The organism is Paenibacillus sp. AK002 (genome assembly GCF_053903045.1).
Genome location: NZ_CP096377.1, coordinates 1,657,217 through 1,679,276, shown reverse-complemented (window position 1 = coordinate 1,679,276; position 22,060 = coordinate 1,657,217). Strand labels below are relative to the sequence as shown.

Here is a 22,060-nt window from a genome sequence, read left to right as displayed (position 1 = left end):
GTTATGCACACATATGACAACATCAATCAATCCCTTCCCTCCCTTCCCCGTTATCTTTGATCGACACAACCGGGGGTGAGCTTTTCTCCAATCGCTTATGTCCGCCGAGCAATACGATGTTTCCTTTAATCGACCGAGTCACATTTTTCGTGTCATATAGCAAAGCGGCATGCTCAGCAATAAACCGGTAATCGATCGTACTATGATCGGTAGTAATAACGACCAGGTCGGCGGAGGCAATCAGATCCGGCAAAAGTTCTATGGAAGATATCCTTTGACCGTTGTCCATAAACCATGGAATGAGCGGGTCATAATAGGTTACCGCAGCCCCCTTCTGCTGTAGAAGCCTGAACACTTCGAGTGCGGGCGATTCCCGCATATCGTTGACATCCTTTTTATAAGCCATGCCAATGCATATAATATTTGAGTTTTTTAGCGGCTTTTCATGGTCATTGAGTATGTCGGTAATCTGCGATATGACATAGCGGGGCATATTGCTGTTGATATCGCTGGTCAATTCAATAAATTTGTTATAGAAGCCGAACTTTTTAGCTCTCCATGACAGATAGGTCGGATCGATCGGGATGCAGTGGCCGCCGATCCCCGGCCCCGGGAAAAAGGGGATGTAACCAAACGGCTTGGTCGAAGCAGCGTCGATCACTTCCCAGATGTTAATCCCCATTCGGTCACACATGAGCGTCAGCTCGTTCACAAGCGCAATGTTAACGCTTCGAAACGTGTTCTCGAGCAACTTAACCATCTCGGCCGCGGCCGTTGAGCTTACCGGAATCACGTTATCCAAAAAAGAACGGTAAAATTGAAGACCGAGATGTGTACATTCCTCCGTGATTCCACCTAAGATTTTAGGTGTGTTTTTTACATTGAATTTACGGTTTCCAGGGTCCACTCTTTCCGGAGAATAACATACAAAAACATCCTTACCCGTTTCCCATTGCGTATTGGCCTCAATCACATTCTTAATTAATTCTTCGGTCGTTCCGGGATAGGTGGTGCTTTCCAAAATAATGAGCGTATCTCTCGAAGCATACCGGATGATGGAATCAACCGCTGACCGAATCATGGAAACGTCAGGATCTCTGTTGATGTTAAGCGGGGTGGGCAAGCAAATAACGATGATATCTGCCTCAGCCAGCGCTGAAAACTCATGAACCGCATACAGGCGCTGATGGATCAAAGAATCGATGTCTTCATCCTTTATATCCGTAACATACGATTTTCCGCGTTGCAGCTGTTCCGTTTTATTCTTATCAATGTCAATTCCGTACACCCTGTAATTACCTCTTGCCGCCTCCACTGCCACGGATAGTCCGACGTAACCAAGACCGATCACGGCCACCGTTGCCGTCTTGGTTTTTATTTTATGCAAGATTTCGCTCATCCTGGTTGTCCATCCTTTCTTGAAGAGTAAGTCCTTGTTCAAAAAACACCCATGATGAAATTACCGGGCGATCATGAATTTCCTTCTCCTGATAAAATATGAAATACGCCTGAGAGTAGCAACGGCGAATTCACCAGACATATTACCCATGTCATTCCTGTTCGTCCGTTACATACAGAAAAGACAGCGAACGGTTTCGCTGTCGTAGTATACAAGCCATATTGTCTTGCCTCCCGAATGCATATTAATTACTTTCCGGAGTCTCCCCGAGCAGACGCTCCGCTAAAATGGCGGGCTTCTCTAAACGTTGTTGTACCGTTGGCCAGTTCTCCTTCGTAGCCGTATGAATAACCATATCGTAAGGGACCCCCCTGATCGTCAGGCCATTGCGTTCGATTCCGGTTCGCGGCAGCCCGCAGTGATCATGAAAAGAAACGACGCTCGCATTCTCGATAACCGTATTGGAAAATACACTGGACAAACCCAGAATATCAAACGCAACGTGAAAAATAAGCCATACGCTGGCAGGAGCGGCTGGGATCGAATCGGAAATGATCCATCTTCCCCAATTGCCGGCTTGACCATCAATATCATAGATCGCGATGGTTCCGATCGGCACTCCCGAGAGAAGCTCAATGCAGAAGTAATAATCGCCCTCTCTATGAAAATATTCTTTCAACCATGCTTCATGCACAGCATAACGAGAGTCGATTTCTCCGATGTACTTCGATAACTCAGGGGACCTTCTTAGCTTGAAAATAAATTCGGCGTCGTCCATCGTAATCGGTCTTAATCGAATGCCGAAACGTTCAACGGTGATGTTGTGGTTCACGACTTCACCTCAATGATCCTGGCGATGTCATCCAAGCTTTGAATACCCGCTACTTCCCTGATGGAAAAGCGAACATCGAACTGCTCTTCAAGGCGAAGAATGAGCTCCATATGCTTTAAAGAATCCCAATTCGGCAATTCTTCCCGCTTTGGATTACCATGAGGCGGTATCGGGGTGTTCAACACCTCGGATAAGATCGACCCAATTTGTTTGCGTATTTCCGTCATCGATTTACCTCCACTCTGGCAGGATGGTTCCCGCAAGCAGCTTTTACACGTGCATAGAGATCCCTAAGCGGCAGCTGTTCCGGCGAGCCCTCAACAAAACGCTTTATCCAGTCCAAGGCGGGGGCATTCCGCGGCCCCTGGGACATCTCAATGTGGATACGCTGCACTCCGCGATCCATCAATTTCTCCAAGATCCAGGCAAAGGCTACCGTTTCAATGTCGCGTCCAAGCGCCCTGCAGCTAAAAAGCGTCTCGATTAGATGCGCTTGTTCGCCATCCAACCTGCATACAAAGGTGCCGATAATTCCGCTGTCTGACAGTATATCCGATAGGCCAACCGTAATCGTAACGTAATTGGAGGCGTCCATAACGTCATTTGCTTCATTTTCTGTCATACGTCTTAGAGCCAGGTTAAACTGATTTGTTTTATGACTTAGATCATACAGCCGCTTGACATGGGAAGCTTCATTCTCATAAATGGTAATGACCATGTTCAAGCTGTCTAAATAGGAATGGTAATCCGCTGCTGTTTGCCTGATCTTCTCTCTGGCCTGATTGGCCTGGATATCCGTTGTTCGGGATACGGCAATATCATCCCGGTGAAGTTGATACAATCCGGGAAAATGACATAAACCCAGCATCGTTTCTTCACCGTTTCGTTTGGCACGGAGCAGGCGTACCTCCGGTAGTTCTGCAGCCATCTTCACCAATTCCGCCGGATTGTCATCCACAAACAAGAAGGCAGACGGATCGATATTCAGTATTTGAGAGAGCCGATTCAGATTTTCTGCTTTTGTCTGCCAATTTGCACGAACAGCGGCAAAATCGTCCCATCTCAGCGGAAAATCGGTACGCGCATCGAACAGTGCTTTAACATCTTCCTCCTCATTGCGGCTGCACAAAGTAAGCATAATTCCTGATTGTTTTAGTTGAAGCAGCAGCCTTTGCAACCGATGATGGCCTTCCGTTAGCGTTACCCCTTCAGCTCCTTCTTCTCCCAGGACTCCGTGATATAGCGTATCATCTAGATCCAAGGCAATCGCTTTAAGCCTCGGAACCAAGGAAGCGGGCAAGAGTTGGACGCCAAGGTGACGGGAAATAATCGTTGTTGCCTGATTGGAAAATGGGTAGTTGCTAATTTCCTCGTTCCGATAATCATAGAAGGATTCGGTGCCTTCATGGGCCAATTGGGCTAAATCGATCAGAACACAGCCCGTGTTGTTCTCAACCGCTCCCAACAAATACGAATTTAACTTCCGGAACCATCCACGGTCACTGGCACGGAAGCTGAGCACCCTATTGGCATCTTCCAAGGACTCCGGCCAGTTATTTATCCAAATCGGTTTATCCGTTACCATTCGCAATTTAACGATCCGTTCATTCAGCCATTGTGCAGCTTTTTGTGCACTCATAGAGCGGGCGTAAATCCGCCAATCTAACCAGATGATATATACATCCGCCTGAGCTTCCCCTCCAATACCGGACAGAGCGCTATCATAATCTGAGTAATCAAAACAGACATCAGCCTCCCATAATCCGCAAAACGGAGACATCAAATTGGCAACAAACTCAAAGGGCATCGTTCTGTCAACTCGTATTCGGAAGGTTCGAATGCTTGGAAGCTTCGGGCTTCCTGCGATCCGACTCCTGGAGGGAAGGGAGCACAGCAGAGAATCCGCTAAATCTAAACGGGTTAACACATGATTCATTCCTATACCTCCCTCCTGTTTTCAGAGCTTTGACCTGGCCATCATGCCAATGTTTCTGATACTCCGGGATCCTATCCCGCTTAAGCCATTGGCATTAATATAACCCGAGCTCCTTACCCCACACATTGATTCTTTCCAAATAATGATCCAATAAATGAACCGTCTTCAGATCCTCCACGCCCCAAAAAAGCTGCTGGAATAAGCTGCGTTCCAAAACGCGCTGCAAATAGGCCATTTTGTACAACGTAACCGGGTCCGTATCGAACCGGATTCCATATTTGAGCATTTCTGCGGCATATAAAGGCGCACAGCGTTCAATTACGGCATATTCGTCGCCTCTCCAGTCCTTGCGGTATGCAAAAAACACACCCATTAAATTAAACATATCGAACCAGCAAGGTGAGAAACGTGCACCTTCCCAATCGATAAACTTAATGTTCCAATTCTCTTCGGCTACATTGTGGCAGCCGATATTCGGTGTTTGCAGATCATTGTGAATGATGCTTTTACCTGCCTGCAGAAGCTCGGGAAAATAAATAGGCCCCTTTTGTAACATGGTACGGACATTAACGTAGCTAGACTCCAGCCTCGCCTTTAATTCGGGACGTTCCATTGCCTTATCCAGATATTCTATAGTTCTTTGATGCGTCTTCTGGCGTTCTTGCGTTGAGGTGGGGGAATCGTAAAGCGGGAGCCATTCCTCGAATGTTTCCCAATGACTATAAAAATTGTCGTTATAGGTTAGCGCGTGAAGTTTCGCCAAGGAAGGGATAATCCGGTCGAAATAATCAGGTGTAAAGATAACCTGACCCTTTACTTGAGGGACGAACTCCATGAATACCCATACATCATCACCATTCATACCTTCCACGATCAGATATATGTTAGGTATCAGATCCGATAAAATATGGGTTGCTTTTCGGTACATGTTTAACTCGATAAGTTTCTGTTCGTTCACGGGTGCTTTGAATATCTTTAAAATCATTGGATATTTTTGTCCGTTTGCCGTAATTTCGAGTTTCCAGATTGCACTCTTGAACGTTTCTTTCAAACACTCCATATTTCCATCGTTCAAAACAACGGTAGATCCGAAATGGCTTGCAATCTGATCAGCGCATCCAAGCTCCCGCCACTTCAGACTTATATCGTTAAGAGGCGGGTTTGCCAATAAGGCCTGTGCATCCTCAAGCCCTTTATTATATCCATCTTCTTTTCCCTTTTTAAATCCATCCGTACGACCTTGCTCGAACCCTTCCGAATTTCCTGTTTTCACCATATAAGCGATCCTCCACTCCGTATTCCTTTTATATCCTATGTGGAGGAGCTCCGACATGACATTAAAAAAACGCGATTTAACATTCCGTATACACGATTTTACATCCTGCGAATAATTGGATCTTTTTGCGGATAGGCGCTGGATAAACATTATAAGACAACGCAAAATAACCCGCAGAACACGCGGGTTAACCGTGTAGCATTCAACTCCGTATTCATAGGACCGAATGTTTCTAGCGCTAATAAAGCTCCAAATTTTTTCCTAAGACCTTGATTTTTTCTAGATACGCCGGCAGCAGCTTCGCCTCTTTTTTTCCGGTAACAGCCCAATTCAGCTGAAGATACAGCCCTTTCTCGAGTATTCGTTTTGCAAATGCCATCCGGTACAGTTTTAGTGGATCCGTATTAAAGATAACTCCGTGCTTTCTCATCTCATTCGAATATAATTGAACGCAGCGGCGGGTTATATCCTCTTCCTGATCCCCCCATTCTCGGCGGTATGCCAAGAAAACCCCGATCAAATTGACGAGATCAAACCAGCACGGGGCATATTTTGCGCCTTCCCAATCGATAAACTTGATATTCCACGACTTCTCCTTAACATTGTTTGTCGCTATGTTTGCAGTGTGAAGATCTCCATGGATAATGCAGCAGCCTTCATGAACGACCTCCGGGAAATAATCCGGCCCTCTCAGCAGCAGGCCCTTCACGAGTGAGTAGTATGGATTAATCATATCTTTCAACTTGTGGTTTTTCATCGCTTCATCTAAATAAAATAAGGTTAACTTATTTATGTTTTTTCTTTCTTGTCTCATAACCTTGGAATTATATCGAGGCAGCCAATCACCGAATAGTCCCTCATACTGTATAAAGCGTTCATTCATCGTAGAGGAGTGGAGCTTCGCTAATGTCGGAATGATTTTGTCAAAATGATCCGGATTATACTGAACTCGCCCTTTGAGAGGCTCAATGTATTCCATGAACACCCACAAATCGCGTCCGTTCATATTTCGTTTGGTCTTATAGACTAGTGGCATGAACGGTTGAAGCACTTTTTTTCCTTTACGGTATATATTTTTCTCAACCGTGCTTTCCGGCCGGTCTTTTTTGAGCGCTTTCGAAATTTTAAGAATGACGGGAACGCGCTTTTGGTCATGTTCGATTTCAAGTTTCCATATGCTGCTTTTGTAGGAGTCTTTTAAACATTCCATAGTTTGATGACCCCATCTCGCTTCGGCGCCAAAGGACTTGAATGATTGGGGGAAACCCATCTTACGGCATGTTCTTCGAATGAATCGCTTGTCTATTCTACAGGTTCGACTCATTAGTCCTCACTCCATTTTTCGCTTTTAACCATCGTATGTCGAACATAGCCTTACGTATCCATTCCTTCGCCTAACAAACGGAAATGTGCTCAGGCTCAAGCCTTAGTTATATAGAATGCTGCCTGTGTCGTCTAGGCTAAGGTAACAGCCTGTCTCCCATCTTCATAACCTTTAGCAAATCCGGCTTTAAAATCTTCCATGTAGGAATGATCATACCCTTTGTCATGGATTTGGGATAAAGGCCGGGTTCGACCGGCCTCAGACCTGGAGCTATAGCGGCCACCGGCTCGATGGCGCTTGACTGGCTTGCCATGGCGGCGTTTAGTACCTGATGACTTCAGGCTTCTCAGCCCTTTTGCGAATGACTTCTTCCGTGCCATGGGTGAAGCCTTACGATAATTCCTGACCGTTAATGCCGTGTTCATGCCAAAATCCTCCTGCAAGGTTCAGTTCGTAGCTTCTAACCCGGCCTCGTTGTAAAATAGCTGGCACTCGGATGTTATCCATGGCGATGCCGGACTGCCTAATTTGTACCGATTTAACGGAATGCCTGTCAACATTTCAGCCATCACGGATTGATAGCCGACAAGCAGCCGAATATTCTCCGCAAGCGTGCGGGCGGTTGTTTCGGAATGTGCCGTAACCTCAGCGATACTTTCCAATATACTTGCCAGCGCTTGCTGACTTCTAGCAATGGATGATACCATAGCAATCTTGGCCTCATGTTCCCGTTGTATGCGCGCGATCATGAGTCCGTATCTCCGAAATCGAATGCATCAAATCCCATGGCATCATCTTGTTCGGCGTCCGTTCCGAGAATAATCCGCAGATTCCGGCAAAGACCGGAGCCTATTTTCGTCAAGCCCTCGATTTGCTCGACAATTTGCTCGTGAATGGATAACGAATCCTTCAACTCTCCCTTGGAACGAGGATATTGAGTCAAGACCCATTGACAAACCTTTTCGGCTTCTACCGCTTTCCCTTGAAGAATGAGATAGGTATTATATTGAATAGTCACGGATGCATCGAGAATCCGCATGAACGATTCCTCTTTACTCACATACTTTCCCCCTTAACCAACGAAGTCGGATCCCATTATTCTTCGCCTTGCTCGTTCGCTCTAAGCTCTTTCATTACGATTTCCAAACTGTCTGCCGATGTTTGTTGCAGGTCGGCCATGGCGTTCAAATAAGCAGCAATGCTGCTATTGACTTGTTCCACCTGGGATCCTGACGACCGGCCTCCTAATAATTGTCCCCCTAACGACCCTCCTAACGATGGTCCTCCTCGTGAATTCGGTTCTTCGGAGGCTTGGATTTCATGATTCGGTAAGGAATGTATAATTTGAGCCATGCGGACTGCTGCATGACGCTGAGCTTCTAGAATGCGCGCTAATTGCTGCTGGGAGTGCGATAGGTATTCGACCATATCATCTATTTTTTTCTCCACGACATAACTCTCCTTCGCTCATCATATTTTTCAACATATGCTTCGACAAGCTTCCTGGTGCCATGAATAATGCCGTCCTTCGAATCAGGTGAATAGATCCTTAGCCGGCAGCATCGTTCTATATTGCTTCGGAATTCGCCCTAACCATTCGCTTATGCTTTCCTGTAATGATGGAAGTCCCTCATCTAGTCCTCCCACCTCCGTTAACAGCTCGGGGCGGAACAGAGCACAGCACGCATTTAACCGATTATGGATATCCGTTTCATCCCCGGGAAGTACGGGGGTTCCTGACTGTGCAAAACTCACACAAACCGTTTTGATAGCCGGTGCATGTTCCAGTTCATCCATCAGACCGCCGATCCAGTTATCCATAACAGGTGTACAGCCATATAGAATAACTAACTTCTTCCCGTGTGCAGCACGAAGTGCCTTATTAAGAACAACCGCTATGCCTTGACCACTTCTCTCCATAATGTGTCGTACCGCTCCGATCCTGCCGCGCACATATTGCCTGGTTCCTTCCGAGGAGCCGGCATCAGCTATGAGCAGCTCATATGGATGCGGCGTTAAGGCTTCGATTCTTCTGATCTTGCCAATGGCATCTTCGTTTGGATCATGAATGGGGATGATGATGCTGATGCCCTCAAATGAGGATTCTCCGTTTTTTTGTCCGTGTTGAACGCCATAAGAATAGCCAACGATAAATCCATCCTTCCGTCCTTCAACCGGATCAGCTTTGGGAAGAGTCGCCGATAAAGATGTCCGTAAGCGAGTGCCGCGTCTCTTCATCGTAAAAAATCCTTCATATACATTCCGCCTCCCGTTTCTCATCACTGCGTGAGGACCGAATAATCTTTTGGCAATTCATTTCTATTGTATGTTGACTTTCTCGCTTCGTGACGGCATCCACAAGGACCATTCCATTCTCTAAACGTATGATCATCTTCCATATGTAAACAACACTTGATTGGAGTAACATGTTCGTAAATGAGCGTCATGCGGAGAACTCCTTAGTATTCACTTCTGCGGATGATTGCACTAAGGCTCTTTTCGGAACGGCATCTCCATCATGTTGACGAATGGGATCCCCCTGGTTACAAAAAGGATGGGTGGAATCTCGCTTCCCCCCATCCTTCTCCTCCATTATGTTACCATCCGGCCTATTGAGATCCAGTACAGCCAGCCTTCTGAGATCATAGTGCCTGCCGGCCGTGTAATTTCGATGGCAACCTCCGCATGCTGCCGTTTTCGAATGCCAGCTTGAAACACCGGATCACTGCACGATGCCACCATTACATAATGTTCATCTTGATAGGAGGTCTGTAGCGGTATTGTAATTTCGATCGTTTCTTGTTCATCAGAAAAGATAAAGGGGAAATATCCAAACTGCTGAAGTAAAGGCGTATCAGGAACCCCTTGAACTGGATTAAAGGAAAGATGACTCGGTTGAACCGATTCAAGTGCTAGTTTGGAAGAAATAATGGATTCGGATGACAGATGAATACTGTGTACGGCATAATCCTCAATCGCTTCACTTCTTACGCTGCGATGCTGCAGATGGGAAGCACTGATTACATCATCAGCCAACGCGTGATCCATCACATCATTCTCTAAATCTGACCACTTGCCGGAAGTTCCTCTGATGGCTATCTTCTTATTATAGCCATCGTACCGCCGAAAGGGCCTTCCCTTTCTTATCCTGGTGATCCTTCTGGCTTTGTTCACTGTCAGCTCTCTCCTCTGCTTCTAATCGTTACCTTCATCCTATTCAAGAGAAGGGGCTACTGCCACAGTCGGTTAGATGGTTTGCATCAAGCTGGCCCATCGTTCTGCCGTATGATCCCATCTGAAACGCTGACGCACCGTTTCACGACCAGCCATCCCGATTCGGGTACGCAGATTCTCGTCCTGAAGCAATCCGTTAATCCGTTCGGCAAGCCCGCCAGGAAAATCATCCCTTTGAACCAGGTAGCCCGTCACGCCGTTCTCCACGATCTCCGGAATACCGCCTGCATTCGCAGCGATGACGGGAACTCCTGCAGCCATGGCTTCCACGTTCACGAGCCCAAAGGCCTCCCTTGGCGCTGAGGGGACAACCACAATATCGGCAAGCGAGTACCAGTCTGCTATTGCGGGATAAGGGATAAAGGGGCGGAAAAATACCCATTGGGTATAAGGTCCGGCCGTTCTTTTCAGTTCCCGTACATATGCGGTTTCCCGATCGGATCCGTAGGCCGCACTTCCGATAATAAGCAAAAGAACATCCGGATGCTTGTCAATGATATGAGGCAATGCGGCAATCAGATGGTGAACCCCTTTGTCAGGGATGAGCCGTCCCGCAAACAGAATGATTCGCCGTCCGTTCCATCCGTAATGAGCAAGCTTTGCCTCTCTTAGTGCCTTGGCAGCAGGACTGAAAGCAGGAGTAAAATGATCAAGACTTACACCAAGATGATTAATCGTGATCTTCTCCAGAAGCCCAGCATGTTTTGAAGTGATATCCTCCAGCAGGAAACGGCTGTTCACCACAATGCCGTCCATCCAGCGAGCAATGGCCCCAAAACGCTGCTCGCTCATATACGGAGGTGAAATAAATGTATTGGAGTGAAGATTCAATACGATTTTCACATCCGGCAGATGCATTTTGAGGCGCTGCGCCAGCAGCGGCCGATTGTGAACTTCGATAATATCCGGTCTCCACTTCTGAAGCCTCCGCAGCAAGGAAGGATAATAATTCGTTCCAGGTGGCAGGCGGTAGCACGGAACGCCGTTGATCGTGTCTTTTGAAGGGAGCCCTTTTCCCAGTACTCCGAATATGCGCACATCCATGGCACCCTGTGCTAATGGAATGGTCTGCTCTACTACCCGCTCGACGGAGCTGCTCCTCCCCGATGGAATGACAAACGATCCCGGCGTCACAACCGCCACCTTCCGCAAACCCATAACTCCACATCCTTCTCACATCTTATCTATATGAAAAACACCTACTGATATATCAAAGGTTCCCCCTTGACCCGTAGTGTTTCGTTGCCATATCCAAAATGCGCATACCTGTTCATTTGTATGGTTAGATACCTTAACATATACCGAATCAGGGCCTGTTGGTGACTAATTCCCGACAAAGAATAGGCCAACCACGGGCGACACCCGTCCATCCGGGACAATCATCCTCACGCATACGATATGGTACAAAGAGTACAGGATTATGGTGACAAGGAGGGTGACCATGCATCTGGAATATGTCGGCATTCTGCTCAACAACAATACGTATCGCAGAATTTCCAGCGGGAGTATCGGCACTGAATCACTGACCAACTACGAAGAAGCTGCTGCCATGAATGGGTTGGTTCCTTGTTTTTTTACAATCCATCATATTTCACTAGAGACTGGAAAGGTGACTGGTTTTGTTCCGGCTCCAGCTGGATATTCACAAGTGCATATTCCCATCCCACGCGTTATTCATATGCGGGCTATTTATCATAAAAAACAGGAGCAGACGCTGATTGATCAACTGATCAAGCGCGGGGTATTCGTTTATAACGGGCGTACGCGTTACGGTAAAAACGTTATACATCATATGCTGGAACAGGACCAGGGGATATTACCATCCCTGCCTCATACGGTAGAAGCTACCCCTGCCTCGATTCGCTCCATGCTGAGCCAGCACGGGGATCTCGTTCTAAAACCATGCAATGGAAGCATCGGGGTTGGTATTATGCGATTAAAAGGTAACTCTTTTCGCAGTCAATTCACTTACTCCCGCTCATCCCCATCGGCCAAAGGTTGGAGGACGGTTACCTTGCCGCCCGGAAAGCTCCATCCACTGATCTATCAGCGGATTAGGCAAGCTCCATTCGTTGTACAGCAGCGCATACCGCTTGCCGAATATGATGACCGCCCCTTTGATATCCGAGTTACCGTTCAGCGCGGGGGAAGCGGGCGCTGGGAAGTCGCCGGCATGTTCGCCAAAACATCGGCTCCACGAACGTTTGTCTCCAACATTGCTCAAGGCGGCTCAGCCTATCGGGTCCCGGACATACTCGCCCGCTGTATGCCTGGCTTGCCTGTAGGACTTACCATAGAACGAATTGCTGAGTTTTCCCTCCATGTCGCCAAGACGCTGTCCTTGTATATTCCTTACGCAGCTGATTTTGGAATGGATGTCGGCATTACCGAGAATGGAAAGATCTATTTCATTGAATGCAATGGCTGCGATCAACGTTATGGATTTCGGGAAGCCGGAATGGAGGAAGTTTGGAAATACTCATACTACAATCCGATGGCTTTTGCCCGGTATCTTTATGATAACGGGGTTTGGCCGCATTATTGAATGGAAAAAACCAGCCTCCCCCTGAGAACGGGAGAGGCTGGTTCATGACGATTTTAATGGGGAACCTGGGATTTGAAATCCCCTTTACTGGATTGATCTGCATGGTAAAATACGACATCCCCGTCCAGCAGCGTAAATCTCTTGCCATAAGGATCGGTATAGGTTCGACTGTACCCTTCAAGCTGCCACTGATTCATGAGCGGTGCATGAATGTATTGCAGATGGGGCTTGGCCGTATTGCCCTCACGGATCGTCTCGATGTTGAAATTGACCACGATATACCCCTTCTTCAGAAATACAGGGGACTTCTCGTCCAATCGGTTACTCCGCCCATAAGCCGCCAGATCCGTTCCTTTCTTCACTACATAGACGTCGGCGGGAAGACTGTATTCACCGTACCAGCGCTGAACAGCGGCGTTGGCCCGCTCTCCGTCAACGGAGGTTGGCAGCCCCGACTTTGGCCCGATCAATGTTCGAATGCCGGACGGCAGCAGCATCCAGTCAAGCCGGCCTACCCAGGTCTTGCTCTTGCTGATCTTCTCCATATACTGCTTCGCATAGGCCGCCGGGGACATTCCCGCCGGTGCCCCACCGTGGTTGTATAGATACGAAGCGGTATCCTGCAGTTCCTCTTGGGGTACATTGCGCAGCCTTTCATTCAGAATGACGTAACGCTTCTCTGTATCCTGCGGGGAACCGATGCGAATGAACTTCCGGTCTCCACTGTGGTAATACAGATCGACAGGCTGACGTCCGCTGCCGTCTTTATTCACGAAATAAAAGCTCGGCGTAACCGAAATGCCGTCCTGCGCCCCGAACATATTGCCCTTAGTCTTCAAATCGAATTTGAAGTGGTATCCTGTCTTCACGGCCGCATTCTTATACCCCTGTGCCGGATGCTTGCCCGGAGCGATGGGAAGCGTATAAGGCAGCGCGTTCCCCCGGGCCTCGCCGTCAATGCCGCGGAGTCCTGTCCAATAGGACGCCCCGCTTGGTGACGCGTTCCCTTTTTGCTTGCGGAAGACGGTCTCCCAGTTATAATCGGCAATATCCGTGATATGAAAATCATACACGCGCCCGATCACTTCCACAGGTTCTATATCCGTAGCCACATGGTGGGATAAATTCGTGTTGGCATCGGGCTGCGTCGTATAGTCGGGCGGCGCGTTCTCCGCAATCGTACGGAAGTACACCTGGTAATCGCCCTCATCTACCCACACCGGCAGAAAAAACTCCGTATCCAGCTGTGCCGTCGGGATCGTGATCCAGGTGTCTTTTGGATAGAAAGTGCGCTTGTCGCTGCTGTACACATCGAACGGAAAATAAACCTGCTTCGATCTTACATACTTCGCATAGTCCCGGTTTCCGTATCCCTGAATGTTCCGATGCTGGCCCGAGGTAGGGATGCGTACCGTAAACGGCCGATCCAAGATGAAGGCAGACCGATTCGGATTGGGGGTCGTCTTCTGGTTGTGGGCCTGATCATCCGTTACGGAAGAATAGTTGACGACCGGGGTGTGGACCGTGACGGTGTTTATGGCGTTGACCGGGAACGATTGATGGGACCCGCCATTAATGTTGCCCGGGATGAGCTCGTAATCAATCGTACCGGTGCTCGCCGTATTCGCTTTATTCAACAGCGTACTGCTGATAAGATAGTTTCTGCCGTACAATACGTCTCTTTGAATCGTCGCGGCCGGAGGGATAATCCCTGGAGATGGCGCCGTTCCCTGTGCCCAGCTGTCACTCATGACGGTAGATCCGTTAAATAGGACTTTATCGTTTCTTACCTGGTTTTGGCCCACGGCCGACTCGGCTGCGGACATAAAATCGGTTGTCGGCACCGCCGGTCTGCTTGAACCGCCTGGAACGGTTTCCGTCCCTAAATCCACTTCTTCGCATGAAGCAGGCTCCACATGATCGTCAAGACTCGTGCTGTGATCGGACGTAAGAACGGGAGGTGTGTAACCGGCTGGAGTGAGGCTCACCGAACCGCCTGGTAAAGCATAGTTGCTGACAGTCGTTTTGGACAGCTTATAAACCTCCAGGTTATCGATTTGCCAGTAGGAGTACGGCCTCGTTATCGTCACCTGTTCTTCTACCGGAACCTCTTCTTCCATAGGTTCATCGGGCGTGCCGGGATCATCCGGTCCTGAGCTTGGCGTTCCCGGAATCGTCCAGGTGAGAAGGTATGTTTTTTTGACGGGAACGGTGTAGGTGATCTCCCCCGTCATGTTCGCCCATTGGTTCTTGTACAAATAATTGAGACCAAACACATTGACGTACAGGGATTCCGAAGTCGGTATCCCGTCCAGAACGTCAAACTTTTCTGAATCCCGGTTATCCGCATTAATAACGCCCGTTGCCACGGGGTCCATTACCGTGTGCGAAGTAACAGTTCCCTTTCTCGCAGCACCGATTTGGATCCCGCATGTGTTGGGCGGACCGCCTGAGCCTCCATCTCCACCGCCTCCTCCTCCGTTATTTCCGCAAGATGACCCTGTCCCGACCTGAATCATGGCATCGTCGGTTTCGTCCAGGGCTTGGGCCGTGTCCTTAAAATGAGCCGTAATCGTCGCTTGCCCCGTCGTTGCCACGGCTGTAACCACACCGGAAGCGTTCACGGACATGATGCTGTTATCCGAGCTTCGCCAAGTCAACTTATCGTGTCTTTGCAGATTGTATGTACTTCCGTCTACCTTCGTTAATTTCGCTGTAAGTTGAATGGTACCGCCCGGTGGAACACAGGTCGGACCGGTAATTTCCAGGCTTGATGTTCCATCTGCAAATGTGGCTCGGAGAAGTTTGTCTTTGTACATATAAGTGTAGGAATCAAAGTCTACAAAGAATTTGGAGAAGTACCAGACCTGCTTGGCTCCTGGATTTGCCCAGTATCGGTTGTAAGTGTCGTTGTTGAAAGTCTGGGAGAATTTAATAGTAATAGAGTTAAGATCATCATCGTTTACACTAATAACTTCTCCGCCTACTGTACTTGGATCTGATGTACCAAATGTACCATGTACATCCGGAATTCTTGTTGTATTATCAATTTGAACATTTTTAGCAGTTACTGCATCTTCCGATATAGCCCCACTACGTATCCATGTCCCAATTAATGCATGCCCAATTTCCGTAATAAGAAACGCTTCTTTTCTATTGATAGGTGCTCTCATTTCCTTATCCGTGCATCCTGGGTATCTAGGAAGTTGATGTCCTTGGATATTTTCTCTTTCAACATTTCTACAGTTCTTATTATCCATAATTGTTCCAAATGTACTTGAAGCCTTCCATAATTGTCCATATTCTTTTCCTGCATCTGATACCGACCATCTATCCCAGTAATAGACACCACCGTAGTTTGTGTTATTAATTGAAGAAACTTTTATTTTCGTACCACTTAAAGAGTCTTTGCCGCTCCATTTTGTTACCCCGGGTGTGAATCCATTAATTGGTCTTATGGGGGATTTTGTTTTTTTGTCTATCCATTCAATCTTTTTTATTATTTTTCCTGAGGGTGCGTCCAAAGTAATTAACTTTGTTTCTAACTCTTTTTTAGCAGAAAATAAGTATCCACTATACTCATAATTTTTGGGGTCAGCTACGAATTCATAATCTATAATTTGAGTAGTATCATTGGCTGCCTCAATAGAATGCAAATAAGGTAGAAATAATGATATTAAAAAAGTGACGACAGTTATGACTAAAACAGTATAATAACGACTAGATCTCTTCATATGCTAACCCTTACTTAATCAGTATAGATCTAGATAATTTACTGAGATAAATTGGAGCACCTGCTGTAATAGTTTCCACCATAACTTCAATTATACCCCCTGTACTAAATCCTTCCTTGGGTATAACCAAACCATTAACGTGCTTTTTAGGATCTGTTGATTCGATAAGATGCGGCATATTTAAAACTCTACCATTTGCTTTTCCGTTGTATCCCCGAATATTCAACGCTAGCTCGTCCCTAGGGTATAATTTTGGTTTATTATTAACAATATAATGTGATTTCAGTAGAATCACATAAGCTTGTAAATCGTTATCAAAGACATTTTTATTAGAACCAAGTACCCACACAAGTTTATCTTTACTTGGAAGTAATTTGCGATTTGGATCTTTCGGATCGTTCCAGTCAATAGCTATTAATTCATCCACCTGAGCAACAACAGACCCATCCGGTGCACCGAATTGCAGCTTAGACAACTTCCATGAATCGATACCTACATTTTTGTTATGATTATCCGGCCCATTAAAAATCTCCGGTGCCACCGAGAAAATATTCGTCTTGTGCCAATACACCTCAGCAGCAGCTACTGCATATTTATCCACGGGAAGCTCCTTGCCGCTTTTTACCTGAAGCAGTCGCTCAATGACCGCAATCGCTTGAGCTCTTGTGGTAGCGCCCGTTGGTGATATTACGCCCGGGGCGGTCCCGGATATGATGCCATCCTTGGATGCAAGATACATCCACTGCTTATCCTCCACATTTTTGTACCCCAGTGCTTTTACCGCCAGTTTGGACATCTCTTCACGCGTCATCCGTTGAGTCAGGTTACCGTCGGCATAATCGCCGGCTTTATAGATCCCTGCCGATTCTGCCGCCGTCACGTAAGGAGCATACCAGGAACCTGAACTTGTAGAAGCTGCCTCAAGCTCCAGGGCCGACACCGCCATTTTGATGAATTCCGCTCGGGATACCTGTTGGTTAGGCAGGAATCTTCTATCCGGATACCCATCCACATAACCTCGCTGTACCGCATCTTGAATAGCTGCCTGGGCCCAGTGGCCCTGAATATCCGTAAACTGGACAGCCGCGGTCTCACGAGACTCCACCGCTTTGCCGAACGCATTGTCTTGGGCCGCCTCCGCCACGACCGAATTCAAGCTTCCGATGATCACAGTTAGCACCGTTAATACACTGATCAAGATCTTCTTCATGCATATCCTCCTGAAAATGGTTATAGTTAACCCTATGTCATTCCTTTATATCTCCTTTCTACGCCCTTGCTTAGGGACATCTACCGCCAACTCTCACAATTACACAACACTTACAGTTTTGTATGGATGAGAGAAATTGTAGTTATTTTATCATATAATCCACTATTTTGGTATAATATTCCTAACCTGATTCTAGTTGACTAGTTGATTGATCATCTCTATTCACGACCGCAGATGCACCCTAAACATGACAAAACCTCGACGATAGTCACATGAATTTGTGTCCATTCGTTCGAGGTTTAATTGTTACATGTAGTGGAAGTGTTATAAACCGGTTGAGGATTCTTCCCGGTCCCCGGCCTGAATTTCAGCCTTCTCCGCGCTTTGCTTATATACAGCAGCCAACACCTTTTCATAAGCGCTTTCAAATTCATCCGGCAGGATCGGCTTGATTTTGTCCATTACATTCAGCAGTTTAAATAATGCCTGTACCTCCTCTTCCGTTAAACCAAGGGGGTACATTGCAAAATGTCCAATGAAGGTATAGCCGCGGCCGCGGCCTTGGTGAGTGATGGGGATATGCATGGCACTGAGGGCATCCATATCCCGATAAATGGTTCTTTCACTGGTTCCACAGCGTTCGGCAAGCTCCCGAGCAAGTATTCCTGGTCTTGCTTGTACAAGGGTAATGATTCTCATTAGTCGGATCAGTCGGTCTGTCATATGGCATTCTCCCTATCTTTCTAGTAAATTAGACATATTTTTGTTGACTGCTAAATAGTACATTCGACCCTGATATCATTTTTCCTTTTTTATATAGGGATTCTTGTTTCCTGGTTATGACTTAAGTCTAAAGTCCCTTTTCCAGTTCGCATTTTCAGAATAAAACTGCTGATATGTATTCTTATATAGAACACTGAGTTTATAAAGGACTTCGGCCTCCTTTAAATATTCCGGATCTCGAAATCGGGTTGCGTATAAAAGCATCTCATCTGCCTGTCTACGAATCAGATCTTCACCTTGAGTCAAATTCCCCTGTTCCAGTTCTTCTCTTGCCTGCTCCAGGATGAAAGCATTCTGGTATAATTTCAGCACTTTCTCTACCCGGTAATCTGCTTTTCGGTATCTCAACGTCGTATGATTGCTGAATTGAAGCGGTATCGTTCGGGACGGCTGCAAAACCACCTTCTGCTTTAGAACATCCATATAAGTCCATAAGGCAGTAACGATGGGATACACCCCCGATTGACGAGCACCGACACTCAGCTCAAGAACCAATCGCTTGGTTCTTCCTTCGGACAAAGAGCCTAAAGACAACGAGATGTTGCGATCATTCAGAATCTCCCCTTGGCAGCCATACATCTGTTCCACTTGAACGCCTTCCCCTAATTGAAGGTGCAGCTGGACTTCTTCGGCTATGCGCCGACGAAGGCCTTTGGACTGCGTTTTCTGCTTCTGGACACCAGCCCTCCACTCGATCAGCAGAAAGACTTGACTAGTGCCGCCAGCGAACACATGGCTGTGGCTCCATGTATAATCCGAATACAAGCCTGACTGCAATACATCCACCTCTTTCCTCTTCTTCTAATAATGTACCAATAGAGAGGGACATCTTACTGTCACGGAACATATGTTCCCATCCTAATTTCGACAAAAAAAGACCACAGCCCTATGAGCTGCGGTCTTTCGTGGATATGCTTTATGGCAGTTCGCGTACAAGGAAATCTGCGGCTACCTTCAGAATGCCGTTCCTTTACAATAAAATGGTGTTGACCACGGCAAGCAGCAAAACATATATTCCTAAAGCGATCCCAATGAATTTGACCAGCTGGGTTGAGCCGATCCGGTACAACTCGATTGCGGCGGCGCTGTTTGCCGCCAAACCGGTCATTAGAGCAAATACAAGGAGGAAGAAAGCCGGCTTTACCAACAAGAAGCTGAGCAGTCCACTAACGATAAGCACCGCTCCGAACGGCAGCTGGAACGAGCCCATTTTGGCTATGTAATCCTTCATGTCGAGCTTTTGTTTGGTCATCATGTTCCCGGCAAGCCAGAACGAACCCAGCAGGATGACGGTTGAGAACAATCCCAGCAGAAGAAAACGGCTCCCCATCCCGAAATCGCTTAACAAGGCGGACATCATGCCCAGTCCGGAATAGAACATCCGCTTGACTCCTAGGCCGAACAACCAGAAACCGAGGATGCTGGATGCCATCCCGATCAGGCCGTAGATCATGCCTGTTTGATCCCCCCGCATATTCAGGGCACTCATCGGATTTTTCAATAGATTCAGCAGCACCTGACCATCGACTTGAACGGCCGATGAAGTTTTGGTATGAGAGCCTCCGGCCGATGCGGAATCGTGACGCCTATGTTCCGGCTCCGCCGCTGCCGCCGTATATTTCAGAGGATTCGCCGAGATGTCGTTAGCGCATTGATGTGCGACGCCATCCGTTAATTCTTTACCGCAATGAATGCAAAAGCCCATTTTCTTCAAAACCCCTTTTCTCCTGTTATGGTTTATGTATACTGATTCATGTTACGACCTAGTATAAAGGATAAATGTATTATTTTGTAACTGTTTCTTCCATAAAACGTCATATTCAGACGATATTTTCTGTTGTTTAGGATACTCCCATCCCGCAGCAGAATGAAAACGACTTCGATAGATTAACGCCAACCAACGCAAAAAAGCCCGGAGCGTTCTCCGGGTTTTAAAGGCTGCTTATTTGAATATACGGGATCTACTAACCTATTACCGCTGCCGAAGCGGACTTCGTATCTCCCATAAATCTTTCAGTGCGTTGAATGGGCGCGTACGTGACTTTATCGATTAATAAGCCGTTGCCTACGGGCTTTCCATTCACCGTTATCATAATTTTCTTCACGTTGTTATCTTTCATCATAATCGCAATCTCCTTTTATCTGCTAGTTCATTTTATGTTCATTTCGTATGGGATGGCCTCTATGCGCTTGCTTGAATACATTACCCGCCGCATTGGCAAGTTAAACAACTTAGCTGCGAATGGATTCACTTCCCATGCGAATGTGGGTAATATATATTAATAGAAACCTGTCGAAATCTGATTCGTATTTACTATAAATAATCGAATGGTGGTGACCCCGCATGTTTAAGCCGTCAAAATCCAGGCTCATCCAACTTTCTCTTATTCTGCTGGTGGCAGGAATCGCGCTGCCGGCCGGAGGACGGACCGCCAGCGCCAATTATTTCAACAATATGTACGATAATATCCAGCAGTTCACGGGACTCCCCGACGAAATAAACCAGCTTAAGAGCAACTATAACCAAGCCCTGCAAGAGCTTGATAAAGCCAAGATCGCTTCCGAACGGCTGCAGCAGCAAAATCTGACCCTGGCGGAGCAGAACTCCAATCTTGCAGAGCAGAACCAGCAATTAACCCAAATGGTAAGCCAGTTACAGGAGGCTGAAGCCGCACGAAAGCGCGGGGCGGAACGTTTAAAAACGGTAGCGATCACCGCCGTGGCGTTAGCTGCCGGATACTTTGTCATCATTCGCGTCCTGCGATTCGGCATGCGCCGAACGAACCGTTCGAGATAGGACAAGCTCTTATCCAAATCCATCCCATTCAACCAGGCAAAAGGAGGTGCGGCGATGATTATCCGAATGGAAGATGCGGCCGGCAGCGGAGCAGGTCAAGCGGTTACGTTCTCTTTGACAGAGGGGGACACGGCGCATGTCCTTCATCCCGAGCAGATCGTTGCCTATCGTGGACCCTCCTCCGGGCGCAGCGATCGACTTATGAACGTGAAGGGCATCTACCGCAAAAAAAAGCTGATCCGTGCCGACATTACGGGACCCAGCCAGTTTACGGCTGCGCTTCCCCCGGGCTTCAACATGCATGAAATTCAGCTGGAAGGCGAACAGGACATGCTCTATGATTTTCGTCATGTTTTCTTTTACACCCGGTTTGTTACGATGCAGACAAGAATACTGAAAATCAAAAACATGCTGGTCACGCGAGATGCCATTAAGATGAAGTTTTCCGGGAATGGCAGCATCGGCATTCTGACCCAAGGCCCGGTATGCAAAGTCAAGCTGCATCCTACCGAGCCGCTGTATGTGGACGCCGGAAGCATCATCGCCTACCCCGAAGCCGCTAAGCTGGACCTGACCGTATACGGCAATCATCTGGCCAGCCAGCACATGAACTATCACTGGAAGCTGACCGGCGACGGTTATGTGCTGTTTCAAGCGGGACGCCAGAATCAGCGGCTCGTGAACGATTTAAACGACGAAGGCATCATCAAGCGATTCCTGCGGGAAGCAATTCCCTTCGGCGGAGTGTTTATCAAATAATCCGGCCGTGTTATAATGGAGGGCGTAATCGGACCGCATGCCGTTCACGGCTCTCCACGCGGTCACAAGGACAACAGAAGACAATCCATGCGCCTATTATCGGTGCGTGGGAGAGGTTCGTGAACTCCCTCTATAAAAAACTATCGTGTCTTATTCGGTGTTACACCCTAAGAATAAGGCTTGTTTTTTTACGGATTCAGTTCAATGAACTTCTCTTTCTTCTACGGGATC

General features: G+C 47.4%; 22 protein-coding genes. 3 read left to right on the top strand and 19 right to left on the bottom strand.

What is annotated here, in order from left to right:
- Positions 1 to 22: 22 nt before the first annotated feature.
- The 13 genes from M1D70_RS07075 to M1D70_RS07015 form a co-directional block, all read right to left on the bottom strand.
- A complete protein-coding gene (locus tag M1D70_RS07075; RefSeq protein ID WP_456289523.1) occupies positions 23 to 1,399 on the bottom strand; it encodes a nucleotide sugar dehydrogenase in 1,377 nt (458 codons plus the stop codon).
- A gap of 244 nt (positions 1,400 to 1,643) precedes the next feature.
- Entirely contained in the window at positions 1,644 to 2,231 is a 588-nt protein-coding gene (locus M1D70_RS07070) for a GNAT family N-acetyltransferase (RefSeq protein ID WP_009591613.1), read from the bottom strand.
- Positions 2,228 to 2,458, bottom strand: coding sequence for an acyl carrier protein (locus M1D70_RS07065; RefSeq protein WP_009591683.1), 231 nt, complete (start codon positions 2,456 to 2,458; stop codon positions 2,228 to 2,230). The genes M1D70_RS07070 and M1D70_RS07065 overlap by 4 nt, the downstream gene beginning before the upstream one ends.
- Complete coding sequence (locus tag M1D70_RS07060) at positions 2,455 to 3,870, bottom strand: HAD-IIIC family phosphatase (protein WP_456289522.1); 1,416 nt, start codon at positions 3,868 to 3,870, stop codon at positions 2,455 to 2,457. The genes M1D70_RS07065 and M1D70_RS07060 overlap by 4 nt, the downstream gene beginning before the upstream one ends.
- Before the next feature lie 391 nt (positions 3,871 to 4,261).
- Entirely contained in the window at positions 4,262 to 5,443 is a 1,182-nt protein-coding gene (locus M1D70_RS07055; RefSeq protein WP_009591593.1) for a phosphotransferase, read from the bottom strand.
- Positions 5,444 to 5,681: 238 nt separating this feature from the next.
- A complete protein-coding gene (locus M1D70_RS07050; RefSeq protein WP_009591709.1) occupies positions 5,682 to 6,653 on the bottom strand; it encodes an aminoglycoside phosphotransferase family protein in 972 nt (323 codons plus the stop codon).
- Between the two features lie 245 nt (positions 6,654 to 6,898).
- Positions 6,899 to 7,192 (bottom strand): hypothetical protein, encoded by a 294-nt coding sequence (locus tag M1D70_RS07045; RefSeq protein WP_456289521.1) that lies wholly within the window; start codon positions 7,190 to 7,192, stop codon positions 6,899 to 6,901.
- Between the two features lie 21 nt (positions 7,193 to 7,213).
- The gene (locus M1D70_RS07040) at positions 7,214 to 7,516 is read right to left on the bottom strand and encodes a hypothetical protein (protein ID WP_015733940.1); all 303 of its coding nucleotides are present in this window, start codon (positions 7,514 to 7,516) and stop codon (positions 7,214 to 7,216) included.
- On the bottom strand, positions 7,513 to 7,827 hold the full coding sequence (locus tag M1D70_RS07035; RefSeq protein ID WP_009591657.1) for a hypothetical protein: 315 nt from the start codon (positions 7,825 to 7,827) through the stop codon (positions 7,513 to 7,515). Before M1D70_RS07035 ends, M1D70_RS07040 begins: the two co-directional genes overlap by 4 nt.
- Positions 7,828 to 7,862: 35 nt before the next feature.
- A complete protein-coding gene (locus tag M1D70_RS07030) occupies positions 7,863 to 8,216 on the bottom strand; it encodes a nucleoside-diphosphate sugar epimerase (protein ID WP_456289520.1) in 354 nt (117 codons plus the stop codon).
- An 84-nt stretch (positions 8,217 to 8,300) separates the two neighbouring features.
- A complete protein-coding gene (locus M1D70_RS07025) occupies positions 8,301 to 9,005 on the bottom strand; it encodes a glycosyltransferase family 2 protein (protein ID WP_456289519.1) in 705 nt (234 codons plus the stop codon).
- Between the two features lie 354 nt (positions 9,006 to 9,359).
- The gene (locus M1D70_RS07020) at positions 9,360 to 9,941 is read right to left on the bottom strand and encodes a WIAG-tail domain (RefSeq protein ID WP_456289518.1); all 582 of its coding nucleotides are present in this window, start codon (positions 9,939 to 9,941) and stop codon (positions 9,360 to 9,362) included.
- Between the two features lie 72 nt (positions 9,942 to 10,013).
- On the bottom strand, positions 10,014 to 11,159 hold the full coding sequence (locus M1D70_RS07015) for a glycosyltransferase family 4 protein (RefSeq protein WP_456289517.1): 1,146 nt from the start codon (positions 11,157 to 11,159) through the stop codon (positions 10,014 to 10,016).
- A 283-nt stretch (positions 11,160 to 11,442) separates the two neighbouring features.
- Here M1D70_RS07015 and M1D70_RS07010 point away from each other — a divergent pair, with 283 nt between their 5' ends.
- Complete coding sequence (locus tag M1D70_RS07010) at positions 11,443 to 12,546, top strand: YheC/YheD family endospore coat-associated protein (RefSeq protein WP_009591621.1); 1,104 nt, start codon at positions 11,443 to 11,445, stop codon at positions 12,544 to 12,546.
- A gap of 53 nt (positions 12,547 to 12,599) precedes the next feature.
- On the opposite strand, the gene M1D70_RS07005 is transcribed toward M1D70_RS07010, so the two are convergent.
- The 6 genes from M1D70_RS07005 to M1D70_RS06980 form a co-directional block, all read right to left on the bottom strand.
- Positions 12,600 to 15,365 (bottom strand): DUF5704 domain-containing protein, encoded by a 2,766-nt coding sequence (locus M1D70_RS07005; RefSeq protein ID WP_456289516.1) that lies wholly within the window; start codon positions 15,363 to 15,365, stop codon positions 12,600 to 12,602.
- Between the two features lie 925 nt (positions 15,366 to 16,290).
- A complete protein-coding gene (locus M1D70_RS07000; protein ID WP_456289515.1) occupies positions 16,291 to 17,490 on the bottom strand; it encodes an S-layer homology domain-containing protein in 1,200 nt (399 codons plus the stop codon).
- A gap of 324 nt (positions 17,491 to 17,814) precedes the next feature.
- Positions 17,815 to 18,213 (bottom strand): helix-turn-helix transcriptional regulator, encoded by a 399-nt coding sequence (locus M1D70_RS06995; protein ID WP_009591580.1) that lies wholly within the window; start codon positions 18,211 to 18,213, stop codon positions 17,815 to 17,817.
- A 114-nt stretch (positions 18,214 to 18,327) separates the two neighbouring features.
- Entirely contained in the window at positions 18,328 to 19,059 is a 732-nt protein-coding gene (locus M1D70_RS06990; protein WP_009591746.1) for a hypothetical protein, read from the bottom strand.
- A gap of 184 nt (positions 19,060 to 19,243) precedes the next feature.
- Complete coding sequence (locus M1D70_RS06985; RefSeq protein ID WP_456290400.1) at positions 19,244 to 19,978, bottom strand: hypothetical protein; 735 nt, start codon at positions 19,976 to 19,978, stop codon at positions 19,244 to 19,246.
- 259 nt (positions 19,979 to 20,237) lie between these two features.
- The gene (locus tag M1D70_RS06980) at positions 20,238 to 20,396 is read right to left on the bottom strand and encodes a hypothetical protein (protein ID WP_009591751.1); all 159 of its coding nucleotides are present in this window, start codon (positions 20,394 to 20,396) and stop codon (positions 20,238 to 20,240) included.
- A gap of 221 nt (positions 20,397 to 20,617) precedes the next feature.
- Here M1D70_RS06980 and M1D70_RS06975 point away from each other — a divergent pair, with 221 nt between their 5' ends.
- Together M1D70_RS06975 and M1D70_RS06970 are read left to right on the top strand one after the other, a co-directional pair.
- Complete coding sequence (locus M1D70_RS06975; RefSeq protein ID WP_009591693.1) at positions 20,618 to 21,070, top strand: cell division protein ZapB; 453 nt, start codon at positions 20,618 to 20,620, stop codon at positions 21,068 to 21,070.
- A 54-nt stretch (positions 21,071 to 21,124) separates the two neighbouring features.
- On the top strand, positions 21,125 to 21,829 hold the full coding sequence (locus M1D70_RS06970; RefSeq protein ID WP_009591651.1) for an AIM24 family protein: 705 nt from the start codon (positions 21,125 to 21,127) through the stop codon (positions 21,827 to 21,829).
- Positions 21,830 to 22,060: the final 231 nt, after the last annotated feature.

Bases quoted from the DNA above. Each gene is read 5' to 3' on its own strand.
- M1D70_RS07075 (WP_456289523.1), bottom strand. From the start codon at position 1,399: ATGAGCGAAATCTTGCATAAAATAAAAACCAAGACGGCAACGGTGGCC.
- M1D70_RS07065 (WP_009591683.1), bottom strand. From the start codon at position 2,458: ATGACGGAAATACGCAAACAAATTGGGTCGATCTTATCCGAGGTGTTG.
- M1D70_RS07060 (WP_456289522.1), bottom strand. From the start codon at position 3,870: ATGAGTGCACAAAAAGCTGCACAATGGCTGAATGAACGGATCGTTAAA.
- M1D70_RS07055 (WP_009591593.1), bottom strand. From the start codon at position 5,443: ATGGTGAAAACAGGAAATTCGGAAGGGTTCGAGCAAGGTCGTACGGAT.
- M1D70_RS07050 (WP_009591709.1), bottom strand. From the start codon at position 6,653: ATGGAATGTTTAAAAGACTCCTACAAAAGCAGCATATGGAAACTTGAA.
- M1D70_RS07045 (WP_456289521.1), bottom strand. From the start codon at position 7,192: ATGAACACGGCATTAACGGTCAGGAATTATCGTAAGGCTTCACCCATG.
- M1D70_RS07040 (WP_015733940.1), bottom strand. From the start codon at position 7,516: ATGATCGCGCGCATACAACGGGAACATGAGGCCAAGATTGCTATGGTA.
- M1D70_RS07025 (WP_456289519.1), bottom strand. From the start codon at position 9,005: ATGAAGAGACGCGGCACTCGCTTACGGACATCTTTATCGGCGACTCTT.
- M1D70_RS07015 (WP_456289517.1), bottom strand. From the start codon at position 11,159: ATGGGTTTGCGGAAGGTGGCGGTTGTGACGCCGGGATCGTTTGTCATT.
- M1D70_RS07010 (WP_009591621.1), top strand. From the start codon at position 11,443: ATGCATCTGGAATATGTCGGCATTCTGCTCAACAACAATACGTATCGC.
- M1D70_RS07005 (WP_456289516.1), bottom strand. From the start codon at position 15,365: ATGTACAAAGACAAACTTCTCCGAGCCACATTTGCAGATGGAACATCA.
- M1D70_RS07000 (WP_456289515.1), bottom strand. From the start codon at position 17,490: ATGAAGAAGATCTTGATCAGTGTATTAACGGTGCTAACTGTGATCATC.
- M1D70_RS06995 (WP_009591580.1), bottom strand. From the start codon at position 18,213: ATGACAGACCGACTGATCCGACTAATGAGAATCATTACCCTTGTACAA.
- M1D70_RS06985 (WP_456290400.1), bottom strand. From the start codon at position 19,978: ATGGGCTTTTGCATTCATTGCGGTAAAGAATTAACGGATGGCGTCGCA.
- M1D70_RS06980 (WP_009591751.1), bottom strand. From the start codon at position 20,396: ATGATGAAAGATAACAACGTGAAGAAAATTATGATAACGGTGAATGGA.
- M1D70_RS06975 (WP_009591693.1), top strand. From the start codon at position 20,618: ATGTTTAAGCCGTCAAAATCCAGGCTCATCCAACTTTCTCTTATTCTG.
- M1D70_RS06970 (WP_009591651.1), top strand. From the start codon at position 21,125: ATGATTATCCGAATGGAAGATGCGGCCGGCAGCGGAGCAGGTCAAGCG.